General features: G+C 26.7%; 14 protein-coding genes and 1 tRNA gene. 6 read left to right on the top strand and 9 right to left on the bottom strand.

Annotation, left to right across the window (positions count from 1 at the left end; all coding sequences use genetic code 11):
* Nucleotides 1-88: 88 nt before the first annotated feature.
* Entirely contained in the window at nt 89-2,836 is a 2,748-nt protein-coding gene (locus MarbSA_RS08970; protein ID WP_221061446.1) for a cation-translocating P-type ATPase, read from the bottom strand.
* Nucleotides 2,837-3,116: 280 nt separating this feature from the next.
* Complete coding sequence (dnaG, locus tag MarbSA_RS08965) at nt 3,117-4,265, bottom strand: DNA primase DnaG (protein WP_221061445.1); 1,149 nt, start codon at nt 4,263-4,265, stop codon at nt 3,117-3,119.
* Between the two features lie 1,798 nt (nt 4,266-6,063).
* Here dnaG and MarbSA_RS08960 point away from each other — a divergent pair.
* The 6 genes from MarbSA_RS08960 to MarbSA_RS08935 all read left to right on the top strand — a co-directional run bounded on the left by MarbSA_RS08960 (nt 6,064) and on the right by MarbSA_RS08935 (nt 11,755).
* Nucleotides 6,064-6,900: an RraA family protein gene (locus MarbSA_RS08960; RefSeq protein ID WP_221061444.1), complete on the top strand. Its 837-nt coding sequence runs from the start codon at nt 6,064-6,066 to the stop codon at nt 6,898-6,900.
* Nucleotides 6,901-6,923: 23 nt separating this feature from the next.
* Nucleotides 6,924-8,093 (top strand): UPF0104 family protein, encoded by a 1,170-nt coding sequence (locus MarbSA_RS08955; RefSeq protein ID WP_221061443.1) that lies wholly within the window; start codon nt 6,924-6,926, stop codon nt 8,091-8,093.
* Nucleotides 8,094-8,413: 320 nt separating this feature from the next.
* Nucleotides 8,414-9,016 (top strand): biotin transporter BioY, encoded by a 603-nt coding sequence (locus MarbSA_RS08950; protein WP_197272554.1) that lies wholly within the window; start codon nt 8,414-8,416, stop codon nt 9,014-9,016.
* A gap of 307 nt (nt 9,017-9,323) precedes the next feature.
* A complete protein-coding gene (locus MarbSA_RS08945) occupies nt 9,324-9,794 on the top strand; it encodes a DUF1284 domain-containing protein (protein WP_221061442.1) in 471 nt (156 codons plus the stop codon).
* A gap of 217 nt (nt 9,795-10,011) precedes the next feature.
* Nucleotides 10,012-10,083, top strand: a tRNA-Gln gene (locus MarbSA_RS08940).
* A gap of 355 nt (nt 10,084-10,438) precedes the next feature.
* A complete protein-coding gene (locus MarbSA_RS08935) occupies nt 10,439-11,755 on the top strand; it encodes an ATP-grasp domain-containing protein (protein WP_221061441.1) in 1,317 nt (438 codons plus the stop codon).
* 241 nt (nt 11,756-11,996) lie between these two features.
* Here MarbSA_RS08935 and MarbSA_RS08930 read toward each other — a convergent pair whose 3' ends face one another.
* The 7 genes from MarbSA_RS08930 to ahaC all read right to left on the bottom strand — a co-directional run bounded on the left by MarbSA_RS08930 (nt 11,997) and on the right by ahaC (nt 17,990).
* On the bottom strand, nt 11,997-12,146 hold the full coding sequence (locus tag MarbSA_RS08930) for a hypothetical protein (RefSeq protein ID WP_197016900.1): 150 nt from the start codon (nt 12,144-12,146) through the stop codon (nt 11,997-11,999).
* Between the two features lie 104 nt (nt 12,147-12,250).
* On the bottom strand, nt 12,251-12,643 hold the full coding sequence (locus MarbSA_RS08925; RefSeq protein ID WP_042703374.1) for a DUF22 domain-containing protein: 393 nt from the start codon (nt 12,641-12,643) through the stop codon (nt 12,251-12,253).
* Nucleotides 12,644-12,654: 11 nt separating this feature from the next.
* A complete protein-coding gene (locus MarbSA_RS08920) occupies nt 12,655-13,299 on the bottom strand; it encodes a V-type ATP synthase subunit D (protein ID WP_221061440.1) in 645 nt (214 codons plus the stop codon).
* Nucleotides 13,300-13,376: 77 nt separating this feature from the next.
* Nucleotides 13,377-14,765 (bottom strand): ATP synthase subunit B, encoded by a 1,389-nt coding sequence (locus MarbSA_RS08915; RefSeq protein WP_054835031.1) that lies wholly within the window; start codon nt 14,763-14,765, stop codon nt 13,377-13,379.
* A gap of 2 nt (nt 14,766-14,767) precedes the next feature.
* On the bottom strand, nt 14,768-16,522 hold the full coding sequence (locus MarbSA_RS08910; protein WP_042703369.1) for an ATP synthase subunit A: 1,755 nt from the start codon (nt 16,520-16,522) through the stop codon (nt 14,768-14,770).
* Nucleotides 16,519-16,839 (bottom strand): V-type ATP synthase subunit F, encoded by a 321-nt coding sequence (locus MarbSA_RS08905; protein WP_054835030.1) that lies wholly within the window; start codon nt 16,837-16,839, stop codon nt 16,519-16,521. The genes MarbSA_RS08910 and MarbSA_RS08905 overlap by 4 nt, the downstream gene beginning before the upstream one ends.
* A complete protein-coding gene (gene ahaC / locus MarbSA_RS08900; RefSeq protein ID WP_042703365.1) occupies nt 16,836-17,990 on the bottom strand; it encodes an ATP synthase A1 subunit C in 1,155 nt (384 codons plus the stop codon). Before ahaC ends, MarbSA_RS08905 begins: the two co-directional genes overlap by 4 nt.
* Nucleotides 17,991-17,995 lie beyond the last annotated feature (5 nt).

The raw sequence follows: 17,995 nt of genomic DNA, 5'->3' as shown, positions 1-17,995 counted from the left end.
TAAAATTAAAAATAGAATTAAAAATAAAATTAAATATAAATAATTTAAATTATTTATGAAAAATATCAATTTCTATAAAAAACATCAATTATGAAGAATTTAAGCTCTTATAAAACCATCTTTTAGTTATCTCTGCAGATACTATATAAAACACGACAATACTTAATAAAACTAGATAAAAAATCGGAGGAACAGGTTTAAATCCTAATATTGACGCAAATGGGATATAAGGCAATATCATCACAAATAAAGCTATTGATATTGAAAAAAATGCTAAATATTTACTTGGTTTACTCTTAGTAAAAGATTTCCTTGTTCTAATAACTAAAACAATTAAAGTAGCTGAAACAACAGATTCAATAAACCAACCAGTTTGAAATTCAACTTCACTTGCTTTAAATAGAAATATTAAAACTCCAAAAGTTATATAATCAAAAACAGAACTTAAAATTCCAAATACTATCATGAATTTTTTTATAAAACTTAAATCCCAACCTCTTGGATGTTTTATCCATTCATCATCAACATTATCTGAAGGAAGAGTCATAGAAGGAATATCTGTCATTAAGTTAGTAAGAAGAACTTGTTTTGGTAATAATGGTAAAAATGGCAAAAAAATTGAAGCTCCCGCCATACTAAACATATTCCCAAAATTGGCACTTGTAGCCATGAAAATATATTTTTGAGTGTTTGCAAAAGTTCTTCTACCCTCTTTTATACCTTCAATAAGAACTTCTAAATCTTTGTCTAATAAAACCATGTCAGCTGCTTCTTTAGCTACATCAACAGCAGTATTAACAGATAAACCTACATCTGCACTATGAATAGCTGAAACATCATTAATACCATCACCCATATACCCAACCACTTTTCCTGTGCTTTTTAAAGCTAGTATTATTCTTTCTTTTTGATTTGGTTCAATTTCTGCAAATACGCTATATTTAGAAACATTATGAACAAAAGCAGCATCACTCATATTCTGAATATCATTACCAGTAATAACCTTATTGTTATTCATCCCCACTTTTTTAGCCATATTTTTAGCTATTAAAGCATTGTCACCAGTTATTACCTTAAGTTCTACCTCAAGATTATTTAAATCAAATATAGTATCTTTTATTCCCTCTTTTGGAGGATCAAAAAGAGAAATAAATCCAGTGAAAATCATTTGAGATTCATCATCACGATTAATAACCGATGCACTTCCAAAATCTTTATAAGCTACTGCTAGTGTTCTAAAACCTTCAGAACTTAATTTATTATAAAGAGCATTTATTTGATCAATTACAGTAGAAATATCAACAATTTTCCCTTCATTATTAACCGCATGACTACAAATACTTAATACTTCAATAACAGCCCCTTTAGTAATTAAAATATTAGATTTTTCAAAAATGTTTTGATCATTAATATTATCAGTATTATTAAGACCATTACTAAATTTATTATTCAGATTATTACTAGAATTATTATTAAAATCATTAGTATTAGTATTAGTATTAGTATTAGTATTAGTATTAGTATTAGTATTAGTATTAGTATTAGTATTAGTATTAGTATTAGTATTAGTATTAAGATTATTATTTATCTTTTTTTTAGATTTAAGTCTTACTAACAAGCTAAGTCTTTTTCTAATGAAATCATAAGGAATTTCATCAACCCTAACATATTTTTCAAACTCTTCTAATTCAATATTTGAAATAGCATTATCAATAGGATTTTTAAATCCTTGCTGTAAAGTTGCATTTATTTTAGCTAACTTAAGAACCATTTCACTATTATTACCTAAATAATCTAAAGTATTATCTACTTCAACTTTGCCTTCAGTTAAAGTTCCAGTCTTATCTGAACACATAACAGTCATATTACCAAAATTTTCAATAGAATTAAGACGTTTCACAATGACCTTCTTTTTAGCCATTTGTTTTGCACCTTTAGCTAAATTAACACTTATTATAGCTGGTAACAATTGAGGAGTCAATCCTACAGCTAAAGCCAATGTAAAAAGTAAAGAATCAAAAAAGGGTTTGTTTAAAAGCACATTAACTGCAAAAAGAAAAATCACCATGATTAAAGTAATTTCCATCAAAAGAGCACCAAATCGCTTAATACCAATTTCAAAATCTGTTAATGGAATTTTAGAGCTTAATTTTTCACTTATATTTCCTAATTCAGTATTTTTTCCTGTAGAAATAATCAAAACTGTTCCAGTCCCACTAACAACATGAGAACCCATAAAAACAGAATTAATCCTTTTATTTAAAGGAGTGTCCTTATCTAAAACACCTATTTTTTTCTCAACAGGAAAAGTTTCACCAGTGAATGTAGCTTCATCAATAAAAAGCTCATCTTCTTCAATAATAAGACCATCAGCAGGGATAATATCCCCTGCACTTAAAAAAACAATATCTCCCATTACAACTTCTTCAACAAATATTTCTTCTTTTTTTTCATCTCTAAGAACAGTAGTTTTAACCTTAATAAGATTTAAAAGCTCATTTACAGCATCCCCTGCGGATTTTTCCTGCCAAAATCCTAAGATTGTTGAAAATAATATAATTAGTAGTATTATAATTGAATTAGTAGTATCTTGCAGAAAAAAAGAAAGAGATGCTGCGAAAAGTAATATAAGAGTAATTGGATTTTTAAATTGGTTTATAAACAATAAAAAATCAGATTGAGTTTTCTTATCATTTTTTAAGGTATTGGGGCCAAATTTATCTAATCTATAAGATGATTCCTGAGAAGATAAACCAGAAAATGAAGATTTAACTTGATTTAAAGCATTTTTCCTATCGAAAGTCCAAAAAGGAATTTTTGATTTAGAGTTGCTCATTTAAACCCCTATAATTAGCTATTCAATTATTAACAATTAAAAATTTCTTATTATTATTTCAAATATATTTATTTTTCACCTATAAATTTATATTTAGAAGTATATATTAATTTTGCTTGGTTAATTAATATTAATAATAAGTTAAATGGTGAAAATAAAACAAATATTAAAAAATCAAAGAAAAAAGAATAAAATAGTATAAAAAATATAAAAAGTATAAAAAATATGAAGATAAATATAAAAATAAATAAAAATATGAAAATAATTATAAAATCTTAAATTAATTAACAGTTATAATCCTAAGTTTATCAGGTCTTTTGACTATTTCACTTGCTTTAAAAGCTACTAAATTTTTAATTCCTTTTGAAACAGAAATATCAACCAATCTTTGACTTACAACACCATCAAAAATTACAGCATAAGCATCTTTATTTGCAGTTTTAAGTTCATCATATAGTTTTTCAACTTTAACCTCATTCAAAATGTTTAATGCATCATCTAATATTTCAGCACTTCCAGTACCTTCTAAATCTCTTAATAAATTTCTCATTAAGGTTACTTTATCTTCAACTTTAGGAGTTTGAACTTTTGGCTTTGAATTAGCAAAATATTGTTCAACAGGAACTTTATCACGAAGTGATATCATAACCTCTTCTTTTTCAAGTTCTTCAACTTCTTTGCCTTTTGGAGCTCTTGTTACGTAATCTACTTCTCCAACTTGCATGAGTTCTTTTAATATTAATTCTCCACCACGATCTCCATCAACAAAAACAGTGACAGTCTTATTCTTAGTTAAATTAGCTACACTATTAGGAACATTTACTCCCTCAACAGCCACAGTATTTTTAATTCCATATTTTAATAAGTTAAGAACATCAGATCGACCTTCTACTACAATAATAGCATCAGAGGTATGAATACTAGGTCCAGCAGGAAGTTTTTCATCCCCATATTCTGATATTTCATGGATTCTCATAGCTTCCTTAACTTCTTCAATCATTTTCATGCTTTCAGGAGTTACTTTCTCCATCATACCTTTATATATTTCTTTTGCACGATTGACAACTTGTTCACGTTTAACAGCCCTAACATCTTCAACTTTAATAGTTTTAATATGAGCTTCACAAGGTCCAACCCTGTTTATTGTTTCAAGAGATGCTGCAAGAATAGCAGTTTCAATTCTATCTAAACTGGAAGGAATAACAATTTCTCCTTTAGCTCTTCCCCCATTAGAATGAATAATAACTTTTATCCTTCCAATTCGGCCTGTTTTTTGAAGTTCTCTCAAGTCTAAGTCATTGCTTAAAAGGCCTTCAGTTTGACCAAAAACGGCTCCAACAACATCTGGCTTTTCAACAATTCCATTTGCATTAATTTGTGCATGAATAAGATATTTAGTTGTAGTTAGTTCTTCAATTCCTTTTCCCATGTTAAGCCTCCATTAAATTAGATACTTAATGTACTTGCAGGGATAATTTAATTATCTATGAAAAAATAATTTGTAGAAAATAACAGTGAAAATCATTAAATCTCTACATCTCATAGATGGCAATGTTATTGCATAAATTATACTTGTAAATTTAATAAAATTGCAAATGAACTATCTAATATTTAATAACGATTAATAATATCTAATAATATCTCTATTTAGTACTTATAATCATTTTATAAAGATAAATCTTTAAATACAATTATTAATAACTATATTTAAAATCTGATAATACGAATATAATTAGATAATAATTAAATATTAAATGTAGTATATTCATTATGCAATGTAATCATAATGCAAAAAAGAGCTTAAAAGACAACTAAAGATTATTTATCTATTATATAAATATTATAAAAATTATTAAGTATTATAATATTGTTAGTATTATAATATTGATATTATTTTTAGATATTCTAATATTATATTATTATAATATTATTAGATATTATTTATCTACTAATATTATTTAATTTAGTTATTAATTAACTATTGTCCAATTATAATAATTATTTGGTTAAAACCCTATTAAACAATCATATTCAATTTTAAAGTTATCTAGTTGAAATTATATTAATAAATTATTATAGATTGAATAATTTTTAGGTCGTAATTTTCATAATAGTAATTTTTTATAATATTAATTTAAATATAATAGTTTTAATCCATGATTAGTTTCCTATATTTTTATTTAAACTTATTATCCATTTTATCAATTTAAAAATCAATAATTTGTTAAAATCAATAAGTTCTTATTTAATATTTATTAAATATAATTATGTTTTCCTTCAATATAAATTAATTATTAATGTTTATTAATTGTAATACTTATTATAATAATTATTAACTAGATAATTATTAATATTTAAATATGTTTGATATTTTAATATATTTTAATAATATACAATAATATGCAATATTTCATATTATCTTATTGTACAAATACTTGTATAAATATTGAATTATGTATAAATGAAGATTAAATTAATATTAAAAAATTTAACTAATATTAAAGGATTTGGATAATATTAAAGAATTCAATTAATATTAAATAATTTATTTATTAGAAATTAATAGCTAAGTATAATTCTGCTTTTTAGTTTTTATTATTCATTGATTATACCATATTCAACTATTAATTATATTAAATTTGTTTTAACTTTTATTATTGATTTATAATTTGAATTTTTGATAATTATTTAATAATTTAAAGCTCTAAATGAGCATATAATGATTATGATTAGTATCTTAAATAATAATATATAATTACTACTATATAAAATTGTATATTTAATAATCATGTTAAATATTCTATTCTTTAATTTAATTAAAAATAAAAATAATTTTTCTAAAAAGATTAGATGATTTAATAATTTATATTTAATATTTAAATAATTAAATAAATTAATAGTTACAAATAGAATAAATATATCTCAAAACAAATATTTTAAAGCAAATATTTTTAAAACGAATAATGATAAGTTATGATAAATAGGGATAAATAGTGATAGATAGTGATAAATTATTATATATTATTATAAATTATTTATAAATTATAATAGATTATAATTATATAAATATGATAAATTATATTAAAACAAATTATATTAATGATTAAAACAAAATAAAATTTAGAAATAAAACATATTTATCTAAAAAACTTATAAAAAGAACCAAATAAATTTAAAAAGAATCAAATATGTTATAAAAGTAATTAAAAGATTTATTAGGTGTTAAAATGGGAAAATCAAAATTATCAGCAAAATCATTATTAAATGAAATATCTTACAAAAAACATCTGAAAAATAAAAAAACTATTTTAGTTAATGATTTAAGAGTCTGTAAAGAAGATTTTGAAATTAAAAACTTAGATATTTTAGAATCAGAAAATTCCCAAAAAACAGAAAAGATTAAAGGAAAAAAGCAAATAAAAGAAGAAATTGGATTTGAAAACCTTAAAAATCTTTTAGATAATACTTCTTCTTGCCAAATATCTGATGCATTAAATAAATTAACAAGAAGGGACGGGGTTTTAAAAGGTTTAAAGTCTGTAAATAATAAAACTGCCTATGGTAGAGTTGTTACAGTTGAAAGTTCATCAGATGATTGGGGAACTTCCCTATTAGGAATCGACGCTTGTAAAAAAGGCAATATTCTTTTCATAAAGACTAGTGGACCTAGCTCCGCAGTTTGGGGAGAGTTAACTTCAACCTGTTCAGGAGAGAAAGGTATTGCAGGGACAGTTATATGGGGAGCTACCCGAGATATAAATTTCGTTTCAGAAAATAATTATCCAGTATTTGCAAAAGAAACTATACCTAATGCAGGTAATGCTTTAGGCTTAGGAAAAGTAAATATTCCAATTAAAATAAGTGAATCTCCTGACATAATAATTAAAAATGGAGATTTTATATTTGGTGATAAAAGTGGAGTTGTCCATGTCCCTCAAGAACTTTTTTGTGATGTAATGATAAAGGCTTTGGAAATAAAAGCCAATGAAACAAATATTATTTCTGAAATCAAAAAAGGAAAACCTTTATCTCAAATAGTAGGATTAAAAGACAAAATTGAATAGTATTAGATAAAATGAGGATTTAAATGAGTTCTAAAAAATCTGATGAATTTTTTAACATTAATACTCCTGAAATTCAGAAAGAAAAAAAAGAATTGGAAGAAATAGAAAGAAAAGAAAAAGAAAAGAATGAAAATCAGGATATTTATTCTATAATCAGAGATAACAAAAAAAGCATAATTATTTCTTTCAGTATAGTATTTGGACTAGTTTTTACAATACTAATACTTGCAGGAATTAATGATGTAATCAACACTTTAAAAAGAACAAATCTGTGGATATTAGCTCTTACAATTGTGATACAAATATTTGTTTATTTACTTTGGGCACTTAGATGGAAGATTATATTAGATAAAATGGACCAGTCCCCTAAATTTATAAACGTTCTTGGTATTTTAATGACAAGTATATTTGGAAATAACATAACACCAGGATCAATAGGAGGAGAACCACTACGTGCATATGTACTGAAAGAATACAATGATACTCCATTTGAAGTTGGACTCGCTTCAACAATGGCAGATAGAGTATTTGAAATACTTCCTTTCTTGTTAATGTCTATATTAGCAGTCTTTGCCCTTTTGTCATGGTATTTAGATATCTTATCAAAAATTTTTCTAATAATATTAATATTAGTTACAATATTTGGATTTTCACTTGTAATATATGCTGGAATCAATAAAAGTGTTTCTGAAAAAATAGCTTTGAAGATATTAGGTTGGGTCCATCCTTTAGTTGAGAGAATGACTCAAAAAAAATATAATTTAGATAAATTGAAGAAAAAAGCTATTTATTATATTGATAATTTTAATTCTAGTTTTACTATGATAGTAGAAAATAGATTATTTTTTGCAGGAGCATTCCTTGCACTTTTAACATGGGGATTGGATTTGTCTAATTCATATCTAGCATTTGTAGCTATAGGTATTACACCACCATTAGCCCCATTCATAACAATATTTACAATAGCTATTTTATTATCATTTTTACCATTATTACCTGGATCATTAGGTATTACTGAAATAATAATGATAGCTCTTTTTGTTCCTGTAGGAATAACTGCAGACCATGTAATAGCTGCAAGCGCAATTGAAAGAATAGCTTCATATATATTACCTACAATTGCAGGATTATTAACCGCTATTTATTATGGTAAAAAAATTGTTAACAAAAATATAGATGAAAATAAATCATAACTGTGAATTTAAAAACTTCATTTTTGAAAAACTTCATAGAAGTTCATTGATAAAACTTAATTAATGAAAAAGTTCATTAATAAAAATATCCATAATATTAATACAAAAATATTAATTATTTTATACAATTTATAAAAAAAATCATGTATTTCATGAAAAAAATATACAATATCTAATTTTTTTAATATAAAATAAAAAGAGTGACTTATTTTTTAATATACTATAGAAAGATTTTTATAATATTTTAACTAATTATTATATGCTGTAAAATTAAATATAATATGAAATTGAGAAGAATTAATGGAGGAAGCATAGTGAATATTAATATTGATTCTTATTATTATATGAGAGATAATATTTTTGATAAAGTTCAAAAAGCTAGTAATGTAGAAAAATTAGCTATGGCAGTTCTAATGGCTTGTTTGACTGGAATATTAGCACAATTTATAATCCCTTTACCTTGGACACCAGTTCCAGTAACTGGACAAACTCTTGGAGTTTTAGTCTCTGGTTTATTCCTTGGAAAAAGATTTGGTGTATTAAGCCAAGTTATATACATATTTGCAGGAATTTTAGGTGTAAGCTGGTTTGCTGAAATGAGTAGTGGTTTGAGTGTTTTCTTAGGTTCAACCTGTGGATACTTCATAGGTTTTATACTAGCTGCTGCATTAATTGGTTATATTTCAGAAAAGTATACCGAAAGTAGAAATTTCAAGAAAATGTTTGGTCTAATGTTAGTAGCTAACTTTGCTTGTATTTACATTCCTGGATTGATCGGCTTAAGTATTTGGTTATACTTTACCCAAGGGGCTTTTCCAGATATTATAACTTTAATTATGATGGGTCTTGCTCCATTTATAATAGGTGACTTGTTTAAAGTCGGAATTGCAGCTGGAATATCCAAAGTAGCTTTGCCAAAATAATAATAGATTTATAATAAAAATAATAACTAACAATTATTATTTTGTCCTTATTTTTTTAATATATTAATTTTTAAGAAATTTAGCAATTTTAGAATAAATATATTAATTTCTAATAATAAATTAATAGGTTCTAAAAGAAAAATAACGATTTTTAAAGACTTTCAACAATTAAACAATATAATATTAGATATTAGCTACTTTTAACAATAAAATTTATTTTTAATAATAAAGTTTTAATAATAAAATAATTTAAAGAATCAATTTTTATCAAATAAATTGATTAATATTAACTATCTACAGTGAAAAAATGAATAATAACGAAAAAAAAGTCATTTATTTACGTGGGCATCATTTACTATGTTTACAAGGATATCAAGGATATGGTTATGATGATAATTTTAAAAAAAATATGGAAAATATAATTAGCATTTTAAAAAATGAAGATTCTAATGTCAAAGTAGTTTTAACTGAGTCTCCTGATGATTTATGTGAATTTTGTCCAAATTTAAAAGATAGAATATGTATAGGTGAATCAAACAATACTGAAAGCAATGAAAATACTAAAAATAAATTAATGCACTCCATTAATAACAGAAAAATTGTGAGTATGGATTCTAAAGTCTTGAGAAAAGCAAATATAAAGAAAAAAAAGGAATATTTATTTAGTGAAGCAGTTATATTGGTTAATAATTCATTTAAATATTTGAAAGATGCTAAAAGAGTTTGTGGAAAATGTGAATGGAAAGATAAATGTCTTTGGTATCAATCAAGAGAGTGAATAATAAACAAAAAAAAAATTATATTAATAAGCCTAGTATTAATAAAAAATTATATTAATAAATCTAATATTAATAAAAATAATATTAATAAGATTAATTTTAGTATTAAAAATATAATAGCAATAACATGATCATGAATAAAACCAATACATTTAAATATAACTTCAATTAAAGTAAAATTGCTGTAATTGTAGATAAATACAAATCAGTATATATAGTCCCGTAGGGTAGTGGTAATCCTTCTAGGCTTTGGACCCGGAGACGGCGGTTCGACTCCGCTCGGGACTATCTTATTTTTATTATTTTTACACTTTTTATTATTGTTACATCTGTTTTATAAAAATTTAATTAAATTAATCTCTTTTAAATATATTTAATGATTTTATTTATTCTAGGGAATTTTATATAATTAAAATTAAATAATATTCTAATACTAAATATTCTAATATTAAATATTCCAATATTAAATACCAATTAGATAATAACTAAAAAATAACTAAAAATATAATTTATTTATCTAAAATTAAGATTATTTAAAAATTAGATAGTATTTAAAAAGATAATAATTTAAAATATTAAATTAAAATTAATCTTATATAAATAAAGTTTATATAAATAAAAAATTATTAAGATGGTGTAGTAAATGGAAAAATTGCTAATAATGGGAATAAATACCCGAGGATTAGTAAATTCTAGTCTAACATTGCCATATAAAACTTATTCAGCAAGTTATTATTGTACTTTTGATTTTAAATTACCTTATAAAGAAAAACATATTTTAAAACAAAAAGAAGGAGTTTCTTGTGGATTTATTGAAAAAAATTATAATCCAGGTAAATTATTAGAATTATCAAAAGATTTTATTGAAGAAGTAGATGGAATCGTTTTGTCTTCAGGAATATCTTGTAATGATTTTAAAGGGATTTTTAAGAAACATAAAAGGAAAATAATAGGTAATCAGAAAACCGAACATGTTGAGGATAAATATAAATTTTATAAAAAAATAAAAAATAAATATTTAACTCCTAAAACTTTTAAAATAAACTATGGAAACAATGAAGACAATATATCTGAAATACTTGAAATAGCTAAACAATATACCAACATTTCATTTATTATAAAACCCCTCCAAGGATCTGGAGGTTATGGAGTTAGCTATATAAAATACAATGGCGAGAATGAGATTATTTTCAATAGTCCATTTAATGCTTCTAAAAAAAATAAAGATGAAACTATAGATATCAATAAATTTTATAATGAATATATAAAATATGAAAATTCAGGACTAGTGGTCCAAGAATATATAAATGGAAAAAATATTAGTTCATCTATCCTATCGACTAAAGAAGAATCAAAAACAATAGTAACTAGCAATATGTTAACAGATTTAGACTTTGGAATAAAAAATAGTTTCAAATATTGTGGAAATATAGTGCCCTTCAATATTAATAGCACAAATAATGCTTTAAGTTTAGAAAAAGAAAAAAACACAATGAAACATATAAAAAGAGGTTCTGAAGATTTAATATCATATCTAAAATTAATCGGTTCTAATGGGTTAGACATGATAATAGATAAAAATTTAGAAGAACCATATATTATTGAAGTTAATCCACGATTCCAAGGAACTTATGAATGCATAGAAGAATTGTTAGGAATCAACTTACTAGAAGCACATATAAAAGCATGTGAAGGGGAATTAATAGAAATTCCAAAAATCCCTAAGGACACATATTCTATCAAAAGAATAATTTACTCCCCTGAGAGAATCAAATTAAAGAATAATATTGATATAACTAATGTTTATGACATACCTTATAAAGGAGTAATTATCGAAAAAGATGAACCAGTATTAACAATCATAACTCCCAAAGATAGCATTTCAAATGTGAAAAATGAAGTAAATAATGCTGTTTATTTAATAGAAAAAGAATTTAAAAATGATAAAAAAGTCAATTAACAATTATTATACTAAAAAATTTTACAAAAATAAAACTTAAAAAATCTAAAGATAAAATAATATAAAATAATAATAAAAAATAATGAAAAAATAATAAAAAATAATTATAAAAAAGGAAAATAAAAATATTTAAAAATATTTAAAAAAAATATTAAATGAGAAGTAATAATACAAAATAAAAAGAAATTATAGAAAAATTCCTAAAAAATCCTATCAAGATATTATATTAAATTATTCCAACTTAAATTACTCCAACAAGTATTAAAATAAAAATTAAAGTTCCAATTACTATCAAAATAGTAGTAGCAATCATAGCCCCAGTAATCATCAAATATAGCCTGGCTTTTTTATCAGGATCTTTAATATATTGATTAAATGGATCACGTTTCATAATTACACAAATTTAAAAGAACGATATTAAACATAAAGAAGTTAATACTTTAAAAAAAAATAGAACTTAAAAATAAAAAATAAAAAATGTTTATAAATAAAACATTATTTAAATAAATTATTAATAATCTCAACAGGGAAAAGAGATAAAAATCCTAAAAGATCACCTTTCTCAATAGAACCATCAGAAGATGCAATAAAAGCTGCTCTATTGACAGTTTTATCCATTGAAAGAGGGATGTGGGTTTCTGAACCAACAGCAATTGGATGACCATATTTATTTGCAGCATAACTACTAATAGATACTATATGTTTTGCAGGAATTGAAATCTCTTTAATTTTAATTGAAACAGATTTTCCATTTTCTAAAACAGCGTTTTCATCAGCAACAATAACTCTTGATAAAATAGGAATATCTCCCATTTTAAGATCCATTTTACTTTGAGAACTTTTAAGTTCTCTTTTGAATTCGCCAACAGGATTTAAAAATCTAACCATTAAATCACTACCTATTCTTCAACTTCAATTTTGGATTTAATTATCTTTAACCTAACAAAGTTTTCTCTCTCCATCTCTTGAAGTCTTGTTTCAATAGATTTGACAGAATTTTGTAGCTTAGGAATCATTATATGTTCTAATGCATTAACACGACGTTTAGTTGATTCAATTTCAGCAGCTAAAAGATAAATAGTTTTTTCAACTTCCCCTAATTCAATTATTAATGAAATTGCCTCTTCAAATTTCTTTGCAGTTTCATCTAATTTTGCTGAAGTATCTAAAAAACTATATCCTCTATCAACCAAGGTTCTTTCTTTGATTTCTGAATCCATTATAGGAACAACAACACCCATAATACTCCTTGAGTCTATTTCAACTTCAACGGACTCTTTTACAGATAATGATGCTCTTTGAACAGATAAATCACCCATATCCACTTGAACTTTGGTTAAGTCACTGTATGCTTCCTTAAGAATTTCTTCAACTTTACTACGTGATCCTTTAACTCTATCTAATATATCAAAAAATTCTTTAATCAAAGCATCACGTTTTTCTTTTAATAAACTATGGCCTTTAACTGCGAGTTTTTCCCTATCTTTGAGTTTTAATAACTCCATTCTTGTGGGATTAATCCCTTCCATTGTTTCTTGTGCCATTTTTTACCCCCTAGAAAAAATAATTAGTAACATAAGTATTTGTACTAATTATAATTTTCTTATGGATTTTATTCATACTATTCATTTGGAAGATAAATAGGAATATGTTCTTCCTTAACCCTTTTAAGTTCAGCTTTAGGTAATAAACTTAATAATTTCCAACCAAGATCTAAAGTTTCCTGGATAGTCCTATCTTCATCTTTAGCTTGAGTAATGAATTCTTCTTCAAAAGCATCAGCAAATTTCAAGAACTTTTGATCTCTTTCAGTAAGAGCTTCTTCACCAACAACAGCTACTAAATCTCTTAAATCACGACCTTCTGCATAAGCAGAGTACAATTGATCAGAAACACCACTATGGTCTTCACGAGTCCTGTTTTCACCAATACCTCCACTCATCAAACGAGATAAAGAAGGAAGTACATCGACAGGAGGATAAATACCTTTTCTGTGAAGATCACGACTAAGTACAATTTGTCCTTCAGTAATATAACCAGTTAAATCAGGAATTGGGTGAGTAATATCATCTTGAGGCATAACTAATATAGGCATTTGAGTAATAGACCCTTCTTTACCAGATACACGACCAGCACGTTCATATAAACCAGCTAAATCAGTGTACATGTATCCAGGATAACCTCTTCTTCCAGGAACCTCATTACGAGCTGCAGAAACCTCTCTTAAAGCTTCACAATAGTTAGTTAAATCAGTTAAAATAACTAATACATGCATATCATGTTCAAAAGCTAAATATTCTGCAGTAGTAAGAGCCATTTTAGGAGTAAGAATTCTTTCAATAGCAGGATCATCTGCTAAGTTCATGAATACAGTAACTCTTTCAAGAGCTCCAGTTCTTTCAAAATCCTTCATGAAAAAGTTAGCTTCTTCGTGAGTAATACCCATAGCAGCAAATATAACTGCAAACTCAGTATCTTCACCAATTACCTTAGCTTGTCTTGCAATTTGTGCAGCTAAGTCATTGTGAGGTAAACCAGAACCTGAAAATATAGGTAATTTTTGACCTCTAACTAAAGTGTTCATACCATCAATAGTAGAAATACCGGTTTGGATAAATTCTGCAGGAAATTCACGAGCAGAAGGGTTCATTGGGTTACCATTAATATCTAATTCTTTTTCAGGTATAATCTCTGGACCGCCATCAATAGGTTTACCAGTACCATCAAAAATACGACCCATCATATCTAAAGAAACACCAATCTTAGCAGTTTCACCAGTAAAACGGGTTTTAGTATTTTTAGTATTTAAATCACTAGTTCCTTCAAAAACTTGAATAACTGCAACATCTTTTTTAACTTCAAGAACTTGACCTCTTCTGTTTTCGCCATCTGGTGTTTCAATTTCTACTATCTCATTATAAGCAACACCTTCTACTCCTTCAACAATCATTAAAGGACCAGCAACTTCAGTAACTGTGGTGTATTCTCTTGTTTTAATATCAGTATTCATTCTTACACCTCACCACATTGTTTAATAATTTCTTCTTGAACAGATTTCACCTTTGTAGGGAATTCATCTTCAGCAATAAATTTTAACCTACCAATCTCTTCTTTAACACTTAATCCAATAATATCTTTTGAGGTAGCTCCTCTTTCTAAAGCTTTGTTAGCTTCTTTTTGGAATAATATAATTGTGCTTAAAAGTTGGAATTGTTTTGAAGGAGAACAATAAGTATCAACTTCGTGATAAGCATTTTGCTGTAAGAAATCCTCTCTTAACATACGAGTAGTTTCTAAGGTAACTTGCTCACTATCTGGAAGTGCATCAGGACCTACAAGTTGTACAATTTCTTGAAGTTCAGATTCTTTTTGTAGTAAAACCATAGCTTCATCACGAGCAGACCTCCAGTCTCCCCCAACAGTTTCTTTCCACCATTCTTGTACACTATCAACATATAAAGAATAACTTTGTAACCAATCAATTGAAGGGAAATGACGTTTATCTGCAAGAGATGCATCTAATGCCCAAAATACTTTACAAATACGTAAAGTGTTTTGTGTAACTGGTTCAGATAAATCTCCACCAGGAGGAGAAACAGCTCCAACAACAGAAACAGAGGAAACTTTACTTTCACTACCTAATGTATTAACTCTTCCAGCTCTTTCATAGAATTGAGCAAGCCTTGAAGCGAGGTATGCAGGATATCCTTCTTCACCAGGCATCTCTTCAAGCCTTCCTGAAATCTCTCTCATAGCTTCTGCCCAACGTGAAGTTGAATCTGCCATAAGAGCTACATCATAACCTTGATCACGGAAGTATTCAGCAATAGTAATACCAGTATATACACAAGCTTCACGAGCTGCAACAGGCATGTTAGATGTATTAGCTATAAGAACTGTTCTATCCATTAAAGGATTTCCAGTTTTTGGATCTTCAAGTTCTGGGAACTCTAAAAGTACCTCAGTCATTTCGTTTCCACGTTCTCCACATCCAACATATACAATAATATCTGCATCAGACCATTTAGCTAATTGTTGTTGTGTAACAGTTTTTCCAGAACCAAAAGGACCAGGAATAGCAGCAGTACCACCTTTAGCTACAGGGAAAAAGGTGTCTTGTGTTCTTTGTCCAGTTACAAGAGGAACATCAGGGTCAAGTTTATCTTTGTAAGGTCTACCTTTCCTAACTGGCCATTTTTGTAACATTTGAACTTTTTTAACACCATCAGCAGTTTCTATCTCAGCGATATCTTCTTCTACTGTAAATTCACCACTACTAACAATACTTTTTACTGTACCTTCAATGGTTGGAGGAAGTAAAATCTTTTGAAGAACTGCAGAAGTTTCTTGTACTTCTCCAAGAATATCTCCACCTTGTACTTTATCTCCAACTTTTGCTACTGGTTTAAAAGTCCATTTTTTCTCTTTATCGATAGATGGTACATCTACACCTCTTTCAATAAAGTCACCAGTTTTTTCTTTAATAACTTCTAGTGGTCTTTGAATTCCATCAAAGATTGAACCCATAATACCAGGTCCAAGTTCTACAGACAATGGCCCACCAGTACTTTCTATTTTTTCACCAGGTTTTAACCCAGCTGTTTCTTCATAAACCTGAATAGTTGCAGTGTCACCTTCAAGCTCGATGATTTCACCAATAAGCTTGTCGCTACCTACCTTAACCATTTCATGCATTTGAGTTCCTCTCATACCATCTGCGATGATAACAGGACCTGCAATTTTAATAATATTTCCTTCAGTAATCATTTAACCATCTCTACCCCGATAACTCTTTTAATAAGTTCACCCATAGGATCGCTTTCCCTATCAGATGGGCCAGATTTATCTGGTATTTCAATAATCATTGGTAATACATTGGACCCAATTTTTTTCTCCATGTATTTCCTAATATTATCAGCTATATTCTCTGTGATAATTATAATTGAAACTTCATCATTAATTAATTCATCCAATGCATTTTCTGCATCTTCATTTGTTTCTACAACTTTACTTACCTTTACTCCACCAAGTTGAAAACCTGTAACAGTATCAAGATCTCCAATTATTGCTACAGAGGACTTCATACTAACATCTCCTGAATTTCAGATATTGAAAAGTTAACATCTCTTTTAGCACGTAGAATAAGTTTTAAATTTTTAGTCTCATTTTCTTTCTTTGTTAAGTAGCTAATTATTGGGCCTACACCTAAAGTGTTTTGTATAGATAATGACTTTGCAGTTTGATAAACTAGATCATCAAGAGCTTTTTCAAGAACTTCAAGAGAATTTTTTTCATTATATTCTGGAAGAGACTCAGAAAGCACTTCGTGATAATCAGTTCCTTCTAATCTACCAACAATATCTGAAACACTATCAGATTCAAGAAGATCTTTCATTTTCCATTCTCTTATTTGATAACCACTTTTAATTAAGAAAGAACCTGCTTCATCAAATGATAAATTATCATTTTTTGCCCTAATTATAAGTTTTAGATTAGCCACATCAACTTGAGTACCGATAAATTCATGTAATAATCTACTGTTATTATCAGTAGCAACTGCAGATTTTGATAAGATACTTTCTAAAAAGTATTTGTCTAAAGCAGACTCTAAAGGTAAAACCATCTTTGATTCATTATAAGCTGGAAGTGCATCTTCAAGTAAAGTCGCATATTCAGTTCCATCTAAACCATTTATAACATCACTTACTGTTTTAACATCAGCTAGTTGTTCAAAAGTTTCATAATGGTTTCCAACAGGTATTAAGAAATTTAAAGTCTCTTCTCTACTTAAACCCATTTCTTTAGCAGCAATGAGACTTTTTATATTTGAAATATCAACCTTTTTAGCTAGAAGAGAAAAAGTATCTTTAACTGAATTCGGAGCTATTCTTGAAATTAAATTATATGATTCAGCGAGCTGAACATCTAAAGCTTTTTCAATAGGATATTTATCTACATAATCAGCATAATCCTTAAAACCCCTAAGATAATTTGTAACTTCTTCAATATTATCTGCCTCTATTATCTCAGAAAGTTGTTTTTCATTGAATAATCTTCCTTTTCTAGCTCTAACCCTAGCATTAGGTTGGAGGTAAGGATAAATATCCAATACAGGTCTACTTGCAACAATAACAATAACTGCTCCAATAGCCAAGAAAGCAAGAATTACTATAACAAGAAATGCTTCAGTAGGGATGCCCAAATTGTTTATTATTCCAATTAATTCATCAGCCATAATCA

The sequence above is a fragment of the Methanobrevibacter arboriphilus genome (assembly GCF_019669925.1).
GTDB classification, from domain to species: domain Archaea; phylum Methanobacteriota; class Methanobacteria; order Methanobacteriales; family Methanobacteriaceae; genus Methanobinarius; species Methanobinarius arboriphilus_A.
This window is presented reverse-complemented; position numbering and strand designations above follow the sequence as displayed.

Excerpts from the sequence above, each read along its gene's own strand:
- MarbSA_RS08970 (WP_221061446.1), bottom strand. The coding sequence starts at position 2,836 with ATGAGCAACTCTAAATCAAAAATTCCTTTTTGGACTTTCGATAGGAAA.
- dnaG (WP_221061445.1), bottom strand. The coding sequence starts at position 4,265 with ATGGGAAAAGGAATTGAAGAACTAACTACAACTAAATATCTTATTCAT.
- MarbSA_RS08960 (WP_221061444.1), top strand. The coding sequence starts at position 6,064 with ATGGGAAAATCAAAATTATCAGCAAAATCATTATTAAATGAAATATCT.
- MarbSA_RS08955 (WP_221061443.1), top strand. The coding sequence starts at position 6,924 with ATGAGTTCTAAAAAATCTGATGAATTTTTTAACATTAATACTCCTGAA.
- MarbSA_RS08945 (WP_221061442.1), top strand. The coding sequence starts at position 9,324 with ATGAATAATAACGAAAAAAAAGTCATTTATTTACGTGGGCATCATTTA.
- MarbSA_RS08935 (WP_221061441.1), top strand. The coding sequence starts at position 10,439 with ATGGAAAAATTGCTAATAATGGGAATAAATACCCGAGGATTAGTAAAT.
- MarbSA_RS08930 (WP_197016900.1), bottom strand. The coding sequence starts at position 12,146 with ATGAAACGTGATCCATTTAATCAATATATTAAAGATCCTGATAAAAAA.
- MarbSA_RS08925 (WP_042703374.1), bottom strand. The coding sequence starts at position 12,643 with ATGGTTAGATTTTTAAATCCTGTTGGCGAATTCAAAAGAGAACTTAAA.
- MarbSA_RS08920 (WP_221061440.1), bottom strand. The coding sequence starts at position 13,299 with ATGGCACAAGAAACAATGGAAGGGATTAATCCCACAAGAATGGAGTTA.
- MarbSA_RS08915 (WP_054835031.1), bottom strand. The coding sequence starts at position 14,765 with ATGAATACTGATATTAAAACAAGAGAATACACCACAGTTACTGAAGTT.
- MarbSA_RS08910 (WP_042703369.1), bottom strand. The coding sequence starts at position 16,522 with ATGATTACTGAAGGAAATATTATTAAAATTGCAGGTCCTGTTATCATC.
- MarbSA_RS08905 (WP_054835030.1), bottom strand. The coding sequence starts at position 16,839 with ATGAAGTCCTCTGTAGCAATAATTGGAGATCTTGATACTGTTACAGGT.
- ahaC (WP_042703365.1), bottom strand. The coding sequence starts at position 17,990 with ATGGCTGATGAATTAATTGGAATAATAAACAATTTGGGCATCCCTACT.